The following is a 13,753-nucleotide window of genomic DNA, read 5'->3' as shown; positions in this document are numbered from 1 at the left end:
GTCTGCCGGCCGCGCGGGCAGTAGACGCCCATGCAGTTCGGCCCGAGCAGGCGCGCGCCCGCACCGCGCCGCCGCCCGACTACCGCACCGACGCCGCCGACTTCGCCGCCTGGCTGCGCGAGCGCGGCCGGATGGCCGGCGCCGAGCAGCCCGCCGCCGAGCCTCCCGCGCCCCGGCGCTGGTGGTCCAGGATCCGCGGCCTAAGCTGATCGTAGCAAGCGCTTGGGAGGCGGCATGCGGATCGTCAACATGGGCCGATGGCCTCTGACCGAGGCGGACGAGCACCGGCACGAGCCCGGCGGCGAGCCGCTGTGGAACGAGTCCTGGTACTACGACTTCGTCTCCGAGGACGGCGAGGTGGCCGGATACGTCCGGCTCGGCCTTTATCCCCACTGGAAGCGCGCCTGGTACTGGGCCTGCCTCGTGACCGCCGGCGGCCTCGTCACCCGTATCGACCACGAGGCCCCGCTGCCCGCCGGCGACCTCACGGTGACGGGCCAGGACTACACGGCCACCCACACCACGACCCACCCCTTCGGGCCGGCAAGGATCGGCCTGACCTCGGACGAGTTGACGTTCGACCTGGAGTGGCGCCCGGCGGCGGGCGTCTACGGCTACGCCGTCACCCCCCGCTACGAGATCCCCTGCCAGGTCACCGGCACCATCGGCGGTGTCCCCTTCCACGGTCACGGCGAGCGCGACCACAGCTGGGGCGTGCGTGACTGGTGGTCGCTGTCGTGGCTGTGGAGCAGCGCCCGCCTGGAGGACGGCACCTACCTGCACGGCATGCGGGCCAACCTGGGCCAGGAGCTGCCCTGGCCGGCCTTCCTGGCCCGTGACGGCGGCCTGGAGCACGTCGAGGGCTTCTCGGCGGCGACCACGTTCGACGGTGACCGGCCCGTCGAGACGGTGCTGGCCTTCCCGGGCAACGCCACGACCGTGCGCCCGATCGCCTTCGCCTCCGTGACGCTGACCTCCCCCGAGGGCGAGGTGGCCGAGTTCCCCCGGGCGATGTGCGCGTACGAGACCGAGGACGGGCGTACCGGCTACGGCTGGACGGAGTGGCACCAGCCGCCCGGCTGGCGGGAACACGTGTGGAAACCACGGTGAGAGCGCCGGTTTAGGGGGCTTTCGGGCGGAAACAGGGACTGCGTGGGAGGACTACGTTGTGTTGACGGCTCGTTTCTGAGCGTCACGCCCGTCGCGTGCACCGACAGCGTCGGCACGCCGTACGAGATCACCCTGGAGCTCCACCGCGACGGCACGCCGTACGGGAGCGTGGGCGAGCGCTGCGGCTGGCTGCTGAGCCGGTTGGCGCGCGGCGTCGACGAGGCCCGCAGGGGCGGCGGGGCGGCCAGGCGATGGTCCGACCCCGACGACCGCTTTCCCGGCGAGGAGCCCGACAGCGAGCTGTTCTCCTTCCGCTACCGCACGAGGGCCGGCCTGGTGGGCGGCGGAGAGTTGCGCTGCCAGCTCCGGACCATCCCCATGTGGCAGCCGGGCTCGGGCGCGTGGCGGCTGACCAGGAGGGCGTTCGTGGAGGCGTGGGGCACCACGGGCGTGGGCATGCGGGCGGTGCTGACCTCGTCGGAGCTGTCGGCGTTCGTGGGCGAGCTGGTGAATGAGGCGGAAGGGTGTCTGGAAGGTAGAGATATTGCGAGGAATCCGGTAGAAGGAGCAGGCACGGACGATTCGCGGTGATAATTGCCTGTTGAGGCAAGCGCCCAAAGGGCACAGCACCGCTGGGGAGGCACTCCGTGGGCCTGCGCGATCTGGTCTACCGGCTGTACGAACGCCGGCTGGAGGCCAAGCTGTCGAAGGACAGCGTCCCCCGGCATGTCGGGGTCATCATCGACGGCAACCGCCGCTGGGCGCGCGCCATGGGCATGCGCGACGTGGCGTCGGGCCACCGCAAGGGCGCCGACAAGATCTCCGAGCTGCTCGGCTGGTGCCGGGAGAGCGGCGTCGAGGTCGTCACCGTCTGGATGTTGTCCAACGACAACCTCAACCGGCCGCGGGAAGAGCTGGAGCCCCTGCTGCGCATCATCGAGGACGTGACACAGGAGCTCGTGGCGGAAGGCTGGCGCATCAGCCCCGTCGGCGCGCTCGATCTGCTCCCGGACCGCACGGCTAATGTCCTAAAAAATGCAAAAGAAGCGTCATCACACCGTCCAGGCCTGATTGTGAACGTTGCAGTTGGGTATGGAGGAAGACGTGAGATTGCCGATGCGGTGCGCTCACTGCTCCAGGAGCACGCGAGCAAGGGAGCGAGCATCGAGGACCTCGTCGAGGTACTCGATGTCGAGCACATCGCGGAGCATCTCTACACTCGCGGCCAGCCCGACCCGGATCTCCTCATCCGGACGTCGGGCGAGCAACGTCTGTCCGGCTTCATGCTCTGGCAGAGCGCTCACTCTGAGTTCTACTTCCACGAGGCTTACTGGCCGGACTTCCGCAGGGTCGACTTCCTGCGGGCGTTGCGTGATTACGCTGCGAGGCACCGGCGTTACGGTTCCTGACGCGACATTCGGGTATCCAGGACGTAACGTTGGAAGTGTCCGATCACAGGTCGGACATTTCGGAGAGGTCCCGCCTTTGCACCAACATCTGCCGAGGGGGGCCGGACTCCGGCACCGACGGCAGTTCGCGGTCGGGGACGCGGGTCCGGTCCGATTCCCACCTCGTCTGCAGGGTGCCCGCACCAAGGGGCACCCGGGGGAGAACGTGTGGCAGTGTCCTCGAGCAACCCTACTCTCCAGTCGGCCAAGCGCACGTACGTACTCGACACCTCGGTTCTGCTAGCCGACCCGGCGGCGATGACCAGGTTCGCCGAGCACGACGTGGTCCTTCCGATCGTGGTCATCACGGAGCTGGAAGGCAAGCGGCACCATCCTGAGCTCGGCTACTTCGCGCGGAAGGCTCTGCGCTACCTAGACGAGCTGAGGGTCCAGTACGGCAGGCTGGACGAGGCCATGCCGACCGGGGACGGCACCATCAGGGTCGAGCTCAATCACAGCGATCCGTCCATCCTGCCCGCGGGCTTCCGCCTGGGCGACAACGACACCCGCATCCTCACGGTGGCCCGCTCGCTGGCCAGCGAGGGCTGCGATGTCGTCCTGGTGTCGAAAGACCTGCCGATGCGCGTCAAGGCGGCCTCGATCGGCCTGGCGGCCGAGGAATACCGCGCCGAGCTGGTCAGCGAGTCCGGCTGGACGGGGATGGCCGAGGTCCAGGTGACCACCGACGACGTGGAGACGCTCTTCGACCAGGGCACCGCCGACCTGGAAGAGGCCAGGGAGCTGCCCACCCACACCGGCCTGCGGCTGCTGTCGGCCAAGGGCTCGGCGCTCGGGCGGGTGCAGCCCGACAAGTCCGTCAGGCTCGTCCGCGGCGACCGCGAGGTCTTCGGCCTGCACGGTCGCTCCGCCGAGCAGCGCATCGCGCTCGACCTGCTGATGGACCCGGAGATCGGCATCGTCTCGCTCGGCGGGCGGGCCGGCACCGGCAAGTCGGCGCTGGCGCTCTGCGCGGGCCTGGAGGCGGTCCTGGAACGCCGCCAGCACCGCAAGGTGATCGTGTTCCGGCCCCTCTACGCCGTCGGCGGCCAGGAGCTCGGCTACCTGCCCGGCACCGAGGGCGAGAAGATGGGCCCGTGGGCCCAGGCCGTCTACGACACGCTCGGCGCGGTCACCTCGCCCGAGGTGATCGAGGAGGTGCTTGATCGGGGCATGCTGGAGGTGCTCCCGCTCACGCACATCCGGGGCCGGTCGCTGCACGACGCGTTCGTGATCGTGGACGAGGCCCAGTCGCTGGAGCGCGGGGTGCTCCTGACCGTGCTGAGCCGGATCGGCGCCAACTCGCGGGTCGTGCTCACCCACGACGTGGCCCAGCGCGACAACCTGCGGGTCGGCCGGCACGACGGCGTGGTCGCGGTGGTGGAGAAGCTCAAGGGCCATCCGCTGTTCGCCCACGTCACCCTGACCAGGTCCGAGCGCTCGCCCATCGCCGCGCTGGTGACCGAGATGCTGGAAGACATCACGATGTAACTACTTCAGCTCACCGCAGGTGAACCGCCCCTCCGACATGGGGGGGCGGTTCTTGTTCTCCCGGACGATCCGCACCATCTCGAACGCCGCGTCCTGCTGCGCGGTGCAGACGATCTGCGCCTTGCCGAGCTGCGACAGCGTGCCCTCGCCGCTGATGTAGACGGTCAGCGTCGAGGTGCGGGGGAGCTGGATCTCGTCGCGCTGGGGCGGATCGACCGAGTCCTTGGCCCGCAGGTACGTGAATCCGCGCAGCGCGGTGTCCCGGTTCTCCATCGGTCGCGAGGAGGCGGCGAAGAGGGCCCCGAGCAGGCTGGCCACGGTGTCGTCGTCCACGTCCGCCGGCTCCTTGGCCAGCTCGCCGTCCTTGATCAGGAAGAACGTCTTGGACGGGGGCGGGATCTTGGTCGTGGGGGCGTCGCCCCTGTCCTGCACGTCGGTGGGCGTGATGCCGCAGCCCGCGGCGGGGATCAGGCAGGCCAGCAGGACGGCGGCCACGAGGGCTCGGAGGGGCTTCGTGCGGGCTCGGACGGGCCGCGTGCGGGCTCGGATGGGGTTCATGTGTGGGGGAGCCAGACCGTGAAGAGGGTTCCTGGGTTCTGGGCGCGTACGGAGATCGTGCCTCCGTGCAGCAGCACGTTGGCCCTGGCGATGGCGAGGCCCAGTCCGCTGCCCTGGCTGCGGGCCCGGCCCGCGCCGGCCTTGAAGAAGCGGTCGAAGACGTGGGCCAGCGCCTCGCGCGGGATGCCATTGCCGTGGTCGCGCACCTTCACCTCCAGGCCGTTCTCCGTGGCGCGGGCGCTGACCGTCACCGGCGGCTCGCCGTGCTTGAGCGCGTTGCCGACGAGGTTGGCCACGATGACGTCGAACCTGCTCGGGTCGAGGTTGGCGGTCAGCCCCTGTGAGGCGTTCACCTCGACCTTCTCGCGCCAGCCGCGTACGTCCAGGCAGTCCTCGATGCTGTCGGCCACGTTCACCGGTTCGAGGTTGAGCGTGGCGGTGCCGGCGTCGAAGCGGCTGATCTCGATGAGGTGCTCGACCAGCTCGCGCAGCCGCTCGATCTCCCTGAGCACCAACCGGACCGCCTCGGCGGGCGCCTCGGGCAGGTGGTCGGCCTCGTCGGAGAGCATGTCGGCCACGGCCGTCATGGCGGTCAGCGGCGTGCGCAGCTCGTGGGAGACGTCGGCGACGAACCTGCGTGACATAGCCTCCAGCGAGCGCAGCTCCGACACGCTCAGCTCCAGCGCCGCCGCCGCGTCGTTGAACCTGGCGGTCAGGCCGGCCAGCTCGTCCTGGCCGTGCACGGGCAGCCGGGTGTCCAGCCTGCCCTGGCCGAGCGCCTCGGCCGCCGCGCTGAGCCGCCGTACCGGCAGCAGCACCTGCCTGGCCGACAGCAGCGCCACGACCAGCGCGATCAGCACGATGACCGCGCCCGTCTGGGCCAGCGTGGTGCGCAGGGTGGCGAGCTGGCGCTCGTCGTCCGCCAGGGGGAAGAAGACGAAGGCCCGCAGCCCGGTCGCCTCGGGCACGCCGCCGCTGTCGCGGTAGACCTCGGCGCCGACGATCAGATACAGCTCGTTCCTGATGATCTTGCGTTGGGTGACGAGGCTCTGCTTGGCCCGCCCGTGCAGCTCGTTGGGCACGTCGCTCATCGACATGGGGCCGTCGGCGGCGATGAGGCTGCGATATTCGACCAGCACGCTGCGGCCCGGCCCGCGCAGCGCGTGGGCGACGCTGTCGAGCTCCTTCGACGTCGGCGCGACCTCTCCCGGCCGCAGCTTGCCGATCGGGAAGGAGATGCTGCTGAGCTCCCTGTTCACCAGGTCGAGCGAGGTGGTCTCGGCCCTGGTGACCAGCGCCTCCTTGGCCAGCTCGTAGCCGATCGTGGCGACCAGGAACGAGGCGGCCACGGCGACGAGCGTGAACGTGATGACGAGGCGGGCGCGCAGCCCCGTGGGCAGCGGGATCACGGGGGGCTGAACCGGTAGCCGAACCCGCGCACGGTGTGGATGAAGACGGGCGCGGCCGGCCTGGGCTCGATCTTGGCGCGGATGCGCTGCACGCAGGCGTCCACCAGGCGCGAATCGGCGATGTGCGTGTGGTCCCAGACCACGCGCAGCAGGTAGCGGCGGTTGAGCACCTGGCCGGGATGGCGGACGAGCTCCAGCAGCAGCCGCAGCTCGGTCGGCGTCAGGTGGATCTCCTTGCCGGCCAGCGTGACCTTGAGCGCGCCCCGGTCGATCACGAGGTCGCCGAAGGTGATGCGGTCGGAGGAGGCGGACTCGGCCCGGCGCAGCACGGCGCGGATGCGGGCGTCCAGGACCCGGGGCTCGACCGGCTTGACCACGTAGTCGTCGGCGCCGGCCTCCAGGCCCACCACGACGTCGAGGTCGTCGCCCCTGGCCGTGAGCAGGATGACCGGGAGCTGGTCGAGCTTGCGTACGCGGCGGCAGACCTCGACCCCGTCGATGCCAGGCAGCATGACGTCGAGGATCGCGATCTCGGGGCGGCGGGACCTGATGTGGTCGAGCGCCTCCTCGCCCGTCGCGTACGACGTGACGGAGTGCCCCTGCCTGGTCAGCGCCAGCTCTAGAGCCGTACGGACCGAGGGGTCGTCTTCTACAAGGAGAATGCCAGCCACGCGCACATTATTATTCCATGTCTGGATTATCCGAGTTGTGTCACCAAACTGTGACATGGTGTGGATCAGATCCCAAAGTAGTCAGGGCACGCTGTAACCGGCTTCCCTTCTGCTACGGGCGCCTGAGGGGGAGCCGCGCTTATGTGATGAAAGTCACATTTTTCGGGATTTATAGAGCTAACCAGCCGGTTGGTGAAATTTTCGCCAAGCGATTCCCGCGTTTCGGTTGCGGACCACCCCCCACCTCACGGCAAGCTCATGCATCGTGAGCCCCGGTCCGCAGTTGAGTGAGCGCCGCCCCCCGAAGGAAGACCTTCCCCCGGCGCGCCGGCGTTCGCGTGCGACGCCCAAGCGCGTCATCATCGGTGTCCTGTCGGTGGCCATCGTCCTCGGCGGCGGCGGGTTCGTCGCCTACCACGCCGTCCAGAACGCCAAGAACCCGCCGCAGCAGCCCGTCTTCTCGATGGAGGACCTGGGCAAGATCGCCAGCGGCGACCTCTACGCGCCCGACCCCAAGAGCGACCTGCTCAAGGCCGAGGCCGAGCAGGCTTACCGCGCCGACAAGCTGAAGAAGGACCGCGCGGGCGGGGGCGGCTCGGGCAAGGACCTCGACTGGGTGATCCCCAAGCAGGCGCCGGCCGGCGACGGCTTCCCGCCGGCGAACTTCCCGCCGGGCAGCGACCCGTCGCCGGGCAGCAACAAGGCCACCGCGAAGTCGATGCTGGCGAGCTTCGGGTTCGGCGCCGACCAGTGGGGCTGCCTGGAGCGGCTCTGGCACAAGGAGAGCGGCTGGAACGAGCGGGCCATGAACCGCTACTCCGGCGCGTACGGCATCCCGCAGTCCCTGCCCGGCAGCAAGATGGCCAGCGCGGGCTCCGACTGGCAGACCAACGCCGCCACCCAGATCAAGTGGGGCCTCGGCTACATCAAGGGCCGCTACGGCACTCCCTGCGGCGCGTGGGGCCACTCCCAGTCCGTGGGCTGGTACTAGGAGCACCGGAGTACGCCCGGCCCGCTCCTGGGTCCACGGATCTGCAGGAGCGGGTCAACTTTGCATCTCCAATCGGCAAGCCGCCACGCCCGATCCTGTATACGGGCGCACGCTGGCCGCATGGGTGTGAAGGTCAGTGTGATCGTCAATGTCCACAATCCGGGTGACACCGCCGACGCGTGCATCCGCTCCATGCTGGAGCAGACGCTGCCCGCGGACGAATACGAAGTGATCGTCGTGGACGACGGGTCCACGGACGGCATCGCCGAGCGCCTGGACACCATCGCCACGGTCCGCGACAACGTACGCGTGCTGCACCTGCCGTACACGGGATCGCCGTCGCGCGGCCGCAACGTCGGCGCGGCGGCGGCCACCGGCGAGTACGTCTACTTCCTCGACCCCGGCGACCGCCTGGAACGCGACGCGCTCGCGCACATGTACGAGCGCGCCGTCGAGACGGACGCCGACGTGCTCGTCGGCCGGCTCATCCGCGACTACGGGCCGCCGATGACGGCCTTCGAGCGCAGCACGGCCCGCGCCGACATCCTGCGCGACCGGCTGCTCACGCTGCTCCTCCCGCAGCAGCTCTACCGCCGCGCCTTCCTGGAGGAGCACGAGCTGGGCTTCTCCGTGCCCGGCGGCCGGCTCGGCGAGCAGGCGTTCGTGCTGCGCGCCTACCTCCACGCCAAGGTCATCGCCGTCCTGGCGGAGCACGTCTGCTGTCACCTCGGGGAGCGCCCGCCCGCCGAGGAGGAGCCCCGGGCGATCGTGAGAGAGCTGAGCGCGCTGCTCGACGACATCGACGCCTTCGTCGGCGAGGGCCGCCAGCGCGACCGTATGTACGCCTACTGGCTCCGCTACGCCATCCTGCGCCCGCTGGTGACCAGCAAGTTCGCCGAGTCATCCGTGGACAGGGGCGTGCACTTCCGCGTCGTGCAGGACCTCATGGTCCGGCGCTTCCCCGAACGGCTCGACCGCCACCTCCCGGTCCAGTTGCGCGTGGTGGCCGCGTACGCCCGCGCAGGCCGCCTCGACCAGATCGTGCTCATGGCGAACGCGACCAGGCGGGCCGGCCTGCGCGCCGACCTCACCGAGGTGCGCTGGGACGCCCACGTGCTCGTGCTCGGCCTGACCGTGGAGGTCATGACCGGCGACGGCGCGCCCGACAGGTACCGCGTGGACGGTGACCGCCTGCACTGGATCCCGCCGCGCGCGCTGGACACCAAGAAGCTGCCGCAGGACGTCACCGACATCACCGACGCCGTCGAACGGGCCCGCGTCGAGCTCTACGTACGCCACACCGAGACCGGCATCGTGCACTTCCTGCCGCTGGAGCAGCACGTCGAGCGCGTCCAGGACGGCCGCCGCCGGGTCCGCGTCCGGATCAAGGGCGAGACCAGGCTGGACATCACCAGCGCCGCGCTGGGCGAGCCGCTGCGGCCCGGCCAGTGGGAGGTGCACGTACGGATGTTCAGCGGGGCCAACCAGGCCAGGAGCCGCGTCAGCCGCCCCGAGGGGCCGCTCAACTGCCTGGGCGTGCTGGCCCAGCGGCCCAGGATGCGGCTGGTGGTGCCGTGCTGGAGCGACAACGGCGAGCTGGGTCTGGCCATCGAGCCGCGCTCGTTCTCCGAGTCGATCGCGCTCGTGTCGCCTGGCGTGATGGTCAAGCAGCTCGACAAGCACCTCTACGTCGTGCTGCCGGTGCCGTACGTGCCGCCGAGCGGCGGCCCCGCGCTGGAGCTGGTGCTGCGCGGCACCGGCAGGCGGGGGCGCGAGGTGAGCGCGCCCGCGCTGGTCGAGGCCGGGGTGCCGGGCAGGATCGCGGGCCAGCTCGTGGCCAAGGTGCCGGTCAAACGGATCATGCCCGGCGTCGAGCACCTCGGCCCCGGCGGCTGGCTGTCCTCGTTGCGCTCGTCCGAGGGCGAGTTCGGGCTGCGGTTCGCGCTGGAGATGCGCAGGGGCAGGGTCGGCGTGCGCCCGGCCGCCGCCGTGGACCCCGAGCGCCGCTCGCCCATGGGCCGGGACACCGCGCTGCACCGGCTCGGCCGGCGGCTGCCCGGCGCGCGCCACCTCGGCCGGTGGGCACGCGCTGGCCGGCACCGCTACCTCACGGACTGACCGGTGCTCTTCACCGCCGGGTCCAGCCCTCCAGCTCCTCGAAGGCGCTCCTGAAGGCGGGCAACATCGGGGTGAGCCGGTCGGGGTAGAGATCGACCAGGCTGTCCAGATGGTTGCCGCCCTCGACGCGGTGATACCGGAAGGGCCGGTGCGGGCCGACCATCTTCGCGTAGACGTCGGAGTCGCGCGAGATCGGCAGCAGCGTGTCCAGCGTGCCGTGGATCGTGATCAGCGGCTTGGTGATCCGGCCGGTCAGCGCGATCTTCGCCATGGCCGCGTACGGCCTGCGCCGGTCGTAGTCGTAGTCGGCCGCCGCGCCCTGGTAGGACGGGTCCAGCTCCTTCTGGTAGAGCTGCTGGGTGAGCTCCCAGTAGTACTGCTGGTGGAACGGCCACAGGAACTCCGAGCCCGCCGCGAACCCGGCCGCCCGCACCCCGGCCTCGTCCGGATACGCCTTCAGCGCGGGCGGCAGGAAGTTCAGCAGGTTGTCGCCCTTGACCCGCCAGAGCGTGCCCTCCCAGTCCACGCCGCCGTCGTAGAGGTGGCCCCGGTTCTCCAGTTGCCAGCGCACCAGGTAGCCGCCGTTGGAGATGCCCGCGGCGTAGGTGCGGGCGGGCTTCCTGCCGTAGTGCTGCCTGACCACGGCCTTGGCGGCCACGGTGAGCTCGGTGACGCGCTCGTTCCACTCGGCGATGGCGTCGCCGGGGCGGCGGCCGTCCTCGTGGAAGTCCACGCCCACGTTGCCCTTGTCGGTGGTGGCGAAGGCGTACCCCTTGGCCAGCACCCAGTCGGAGATCGTGTAGTCGTTGGCGTACTGCTCCCTGTTGCCCGGGGTGCCGCCGACGACCAGGCCGCCGTTCCACTGCCGCGGCAGCCTGATGACGAACTGGGAGTCGTGGTTCCAGCCGTGCGTGGTGTTGCCGTGGGAGGTGTCGGGGAAGTAGCCGTCGATCTGGACCCCGGGCACGCCGGTCGGGTTGACCGTGGCGGCCGAGTGCAGGCCCGCCCAGTCCGCCGGGTCGGTGTGGCCGGTCTTGCTGGTGCCTGCCGTGGTCAGGTCGTCGAGCACGGCGATCTCGGTGTGCTCGGCGCCCGGCACGGTCAGCTGATGGTGGCCCGGCGGCGTCAGTAAGCTCGCCACGAGCGTGAGCGCGACCAGCATCTACGCCTCCCTCAGGTGCTCGGTCAGCAGGCGTACGAAGTCCTCGGGCCGCTCCAGGTGCGGGCTGTGGCCGCAGTCGTCCAGCACCGCTTCCCGGTAGGGCCCGTACCGCTCCAGCGCCGCCCGCGTCTGCCCCACCATGGGCTGGGCCGGCGTGCCGGGGGAGCCGGGCACGACGCCGAGCGCGCCGAGGTGGGCCAGGTCGAACAGCGACGTGTCCGAGACGATCACGTCGTCGGCGCCCCTGATCCACAGGACGGGCGGCTTCGGCTCGATCTCGTGCAGGTCGTCCACGCGGAAGCGGGTGGGGCCGAGGGCGTTCAGCACGCCGCCCTTGCCGGGGGCCACGCCCGGCCAGGCGTCGGAGCTGGCGGCGTCGCCGGGGTAGTGGGCCTCGCCCACCCGGGTGGTGAGCATCGAGCGTACGTAGAAGTCCTCGTCGGGGACCGCGTTCTTCACGTACGCGGAACGGAAGACGTTTCTCGGCGACGTGGGGGACTCGTCCGACAGGTCGCCCGCCTTGAGCCGGGCCACGAAGTCGGGGTTGGCCGCCCCGGCGCCCGCCCCCGCGCCGTCAGGATGCGTCAGCCGGCCGCTGAGGTCCTCCGTGCCGCCGAAACCGTAGGGGGAGACGGGGTTGACCAGGGTCACGCTCCTGACGAGCGCAGGACGGTCGCGCAGGGCCTGGAGGACGACGCCTCCGCCCATGCTCCATCCCACCAGGTGCACCCGGTCGAGATCGAGCGCGGCGAGCAGTTCGAGCACGTCGTCGGAGTAGTCGCGCAGCCCGCGGGTGGCGTCGACCGGCGCGGGGTCGGTGTCGCCGAAGCCGCGCAGGTCCACCGCGAGCGGCCGGTAGCCCTCGGGCAGCGCGGCCATGGTGTCGCGCCAGAAGGCGCCAGAGGAGACGTTGCCGTGCACGAAGAGCACGGGCTCGCCGGTGGTCCTGCCCTCGACGGTCAGGACGTTCTGGGTGAGCCTCGACGTGGTGATCTTCATCGCGCGTTGATCCTTTCCGCCAGGTCGCTGCCCCGCGTCTCGCGGGCGGCGTAGACGGCGGCCAGGGTGAGCAGCGCCGCCAGACCAAGGTAGACCGAGATGGGGACACTGCTCCCGTACGCCTGCAGCAGCGCCACCGCGATGATCGGGGCCAGCGCGCCCGCCACGATCGCCGACAGCTGCGCGCCGATGGAGACGCCGGTGTAGCGGGTCCTGGTGCCGAACAACTCGGAGAAGAACGCCGCCTGCGGGCCGTACATCATGCCGTGGAAGAGCAGGCCGACGGTGACGGCCAGGGTGATCGCGAGGAAGCTGCCCGTGTCCACGAGCGGGAAGAACGCGAAGATCCACACGCCGATGCCGGCGGCGCCCGACAGGTAGATCGGGCGCCGGCCGAACCGGTCGGACAGCGCGCCCCACATCGGGATCGTGACGAAGTGGATGGCCGAGGAGATCAGCACCGCGTTCAGCACGGTGGAGTTGTCGATGCCGGTCTGCTTGGCGTAGGTGATGACGAAGACGGTCAGCAGGTAGAAGGAGATGTTCTCGGCCAGGCGCGCGCCGATCGCGATGACCACGTCCTTGGCGTGGTGCTTGAGCACCCCGACGATCGGGGCCCGCTCCTCGGGCGGCGCCTGCTGGAACACCGGCGACTCGGTGATCGTCAGCCGGATCCACAGCCCGATCAGCACCAGCACGCCCGACAGCAGGAACGGCACCCGCCAGCCCCACGACAGGAACGCCTCGTCCGACTGCCAGGCGGCCAGCGCCGCCAGCACGCCGGTGGCCAGCAGGTTCCCACCGGGGGCGCCCGCCTGCGGCCAGGAGGCCCAGAAGCCGCGCCGCGCCGTGTCGCCGTGCTCGGAGACGATCAGCACCGCGCCGCCCCACTCGCCGCCGAGCGCGAAGCCCTGCACGAGCCGCAGCGCCGTCAGCACCAGCGCCGCGGACGGCCCCAGCGTCTCGTACGTCGGCAGGCAGCCGATCAGGAACGTCGCCGCACCCATCGTCAGCAGGCTGACGACCAGCAGCGTCTTGCGGCCGATCCGGTCGCCGAAGTGGCCGAAGACCAGGCCGCCCAGGGGCCGGGCGACGAAGCCGACCGCGTAGGTGAGGAACGCCAGCAGCGTGCCGGTCAGCGGGTCGGACTCGGGGAAGAAGAGCTTGTTGAACACGAGGGCGGCTGCCGAGCCGTACAGGAAGAAGTCGTACCACTCGATGGTGGTGCCGATCAGGCTCGCGGCGACGATCTTCTTGATGGAAGTGGCCATGCCGGTCACCGTAGGTTGTGACCGGTGTCACTCATATGGTTTCCGGACCCACACTCTTGCGTGTCGATGTGTGGCCGAGCCGGTGCAGGCGGAGCGCGAGCTGGATCTCCAGCGTCCGTTCCGGCTCCAGCCAGCCGTCACCCAGCAGTCTCCCGACGCGGTCGAGCCGCTGCGTGACGGTGTTGACGTGGATGTGCAGCGCCTCGGCCGCCCGCGATGGCGAGCCGCCAGCGCCGAGGTAGGCCGCCAGCGTGCCGGCCAGCGCCGTGCCCCTGCGCGCGTCGTAGTCGATCACCGGGCCGATCACCCGGTCCACGAATCCGCGCACGTCGTGGCCGTCGCCCACCAGCAGCCCCACGAAGCCCAGCTCGGCCGCGCTCGCGCCGTCGCCGGCCCGCCCCAGCGCGATGAGCGCCTCCGCGCAGCGCCGCGCCTCCTGGTAGGCCGTGGCCACGTTCCGTACGCGCGAATCGCCCTGCTCGTCCCGCGCGCGCGAGTCGCCCGCCGCGCCCCGCGACGGCTCGGCAG

The 13,753-nt window shown here is 70.6% G+C and carries 14 protein-coding genes; 7 read left to right on the top strand and 7 right to left on the bottom strand.

Annotation, left to right across the window (positions count from 1 at the left end):
• The 5 genes from ABFX54_RS53735 to phoH2 form a co-directional block, all read left to right on the top strand.
• The coding region (locus ABFX54_RS53735; RefSeq protein ID WP_346115075.1) for a hypothetical protein at nt 1–209 on the top strand (209 nt) is incomplete at its 5' end.
• A 25-nt stretch (nt 210–234) separates the two neighbouring features.
• Complete coding sequence (locus ABFX54_RS53730) at nt 235–1,110, top strand: DUF7064 domain-containing protein (RefSeq protein ID WP_346115074.1); 876 nt, start codon at nt 235–237, stop codon at nt 1,108–1,110.
• A 42-nt stretch (nt 1,111–1,152) separates the two neighbouring features.
• Entirely contained in the window at nt 1,153–1,701 is a 549-nt protein-coding gene (locus ABFX54_RS53725; protein WP_346115073.1) for a hypothetical protein, read from the top strand.
• Between the two features lie 56 nt (nt 1,702–1,757).
• Entirely contained in the window at nt 1,758–2,519 is a 762-nt protein-coding gene (locus tag ABFX54_RS53720) for an isoprenyl transferase (RefSeq protein ID WP_106240621.1), read from the top strand.
• 207 nt (nt 2,520–2,726) lie between these two features.
• The gene (gene phoH2, locus ABFX54_RS53715) at nt 2,727–4,046 is read left to right on the top strand and encodes an RNA 5'-3' helicase PhoH2 (protein WP_346115072.1); all 1,320 of its coding nucleotides are present in this window, start codon (nt 2,727–2,729) and stop codon (nt 4,044–4,046) included.
• On the opposite strand, the gene ABFX54_RS53710 is transcribed toward phoH2, so the two are convergent.
• The 3 genes from ABFX54_RS53710 to ABFX54_RS53700 are packed head-to-tail and all read right to left on the bottom strand — an operon-like array spanning nt 4,047 to nt 6,684.
• A complete protein-coding gene (locus tag ABFX54_RS53710) occupies nt 4,047–4,541 on the bottom strand; it encodes a hypothetical protein (protein ID WP_346115071.1) in 495 nt (164 codons plus the stop codon).
• A 59-nt stretch (nt 4,542–4,600) separates the two neighbouring features.
• Nucleotides 4,601–6,013 (bottom strand): ATP-binding protein, encoded by a 1,413-nt coding sequence (locus ABFX54_RS53705; RefSeq protein ID WP_346115070.1) that lies wholly within the window; start codon nt 6,011–6,013, stop codon nt 4,601–4,603.
• Nucleotides 6,010–6,684: a response regulator gene (locus ABFX54_RS53700; RefSeq protein WP_346115069.1), complete on the bottom strand. Its 675-nt coding sequence runs from the start codon at nt 6,682–6,684 to the stop codon at nt 6,010–6,012. Before ABFX54_RS53700 ends, ABFX54_RS53705 begins: the two co-directional genes overlap by 4 nt.
• Before the next feature lie 265 nt (nt 6,685–6,949).
• On the opposite strand from ABFX54_RS53700, the gene ABFX54_RS53695 reads away from it, so the two are divergent.
• Both ABFX54_RS53695 and ABFX54_RS53690 read left to right on the top strand, forming a co-directional pair.
• On the top strand, nt 6,950–7,675 hold the full coding sequence (locus tag ABFX54_RS53695; RefSeq protein ID WP_346115068.1) for an aggregation-promoting factor C-terminal-like domain-containing protein: 726 nt from the start codon (nt 6,950–6,952) through the stop codon (nt 7,673–7,675).
• 120 nt (nt 7,676–7,795) lie between these two features.
• Complete coding sequence (locus tag ABFX54_RS53690) at nt 7,796–9,793, top strand: glycosyltransferase family 2 protein (RefSeq protein WP_346115067.1); 1,998 nt, start codon at nt 7,796–7,798, stop codon at nt 9,791–9,793.
• A 10-nt stretch (nt 9,794–9,803) separates the two neighbouring features.
• Here the strand turns inward: ABFX54_RS53690 and ABFX54_RS53685 are convergent, their stop codons facing one another.
• From ABFX54_RS53685 to ABFX54_RS53670, 4 genes are all read right to left on the bottom strand, one after another.
• A complete protein-coding gene (locus tag ABFX54_RS53685; protein WP_346115066.1) occupies nt 9,804–10,955 on the bottom strand; it encodes a tannase/feruloyl esterase family alpha/beta hydrolase in 1,152 nt (383 codons plus the stop codon).
• Entirely contained in the window at nt 10,956–11,954 is a 999-nt protein-coding gene (locus tag ABFX54_RS53680) for an alpha/beta fold hydrolase (protein WP_346115065.1), read from the bottom strand.
• Nucleotides 11,951–13,225 (bottom strand): MFS transporter, encoded by a 1,275-nt coding sequence (locus ABFX54_RS53675; RefSeq protein WP_346115064.1) that lies wholly within the window; start codon nt 13,223–13,225, stop codon nt 11,951–11,953. Before ABFX54_RS53675 ends, ABFX54_RS53680 begins: the two co-directional genes overlap by 4 nt.
• 31 nt (nt 13,226–13,256) lie before the next feature.
• Nucleotides 13,257–13,753 (bottom strand): PucR family transcriptional regulator (locus ABFX54_RS53670; protein WP_346115063.1); only part of this gene is annotated, 497 nt, incomplete at its 5' end.

This window comes from Nonomuraea maheshkhaliensis (genome assembly GCF_039529435.1).
Taxonomy (GTDB): domain Bacteria; phylum Actinomycetota; class Actinomycetes; order Streptosporangiales; family Streptosporangiaceae; genus Nonomuraea; species Nonomuraea maheshkhaliensis.
Note: the sequence above shows the minus strand (reverse complement) of the source record. Positions and strands in the feature narration are given on the sequence as shown.

What these genes read in the sequence shown, in the direction of transcription:
- ABFX54_RS53730 (WP_346115074.1), top strand. Translation starts at nt 235, where the DNA reads ATGCGGATCGTCAACATGGGCCGATGGCCTCTGACCGAGGCGGACGAG.
- ABFX54_RS53690 (WP_346115067.1), top strand. Translation starts at nt 7,796, where the DNA reads ATGGGTGTGAAGGTCAGTGTGATCGTCAATGTCCACAATCCGGGTGAC.
- ABFX54_RS53685 (WP_346115066.1), bottom strand. Translation starts at nt 10,955, where the DNA reads ATGCTGGTCGCGCTCACGCTCGTGGCGAGCTTACTGACGCCGCCGGGC.
- ABFX54_RS53680 (WP_346115065.1), bottom strand. Translation starts at nt 11,954, where the DNA reads ATGAAGATCACCACGTCGAGGCTCACCCAGAACGTCCTGACCGTCGAG.
- ABFX54_RS53675 (WP_346115064.1), bottom strand. Translation starts at nt 13,225, where the DNA reads ATGGCCACTTCCATCAAGAAGATCGTCGCCGCGAGCCTGATCGGCACC.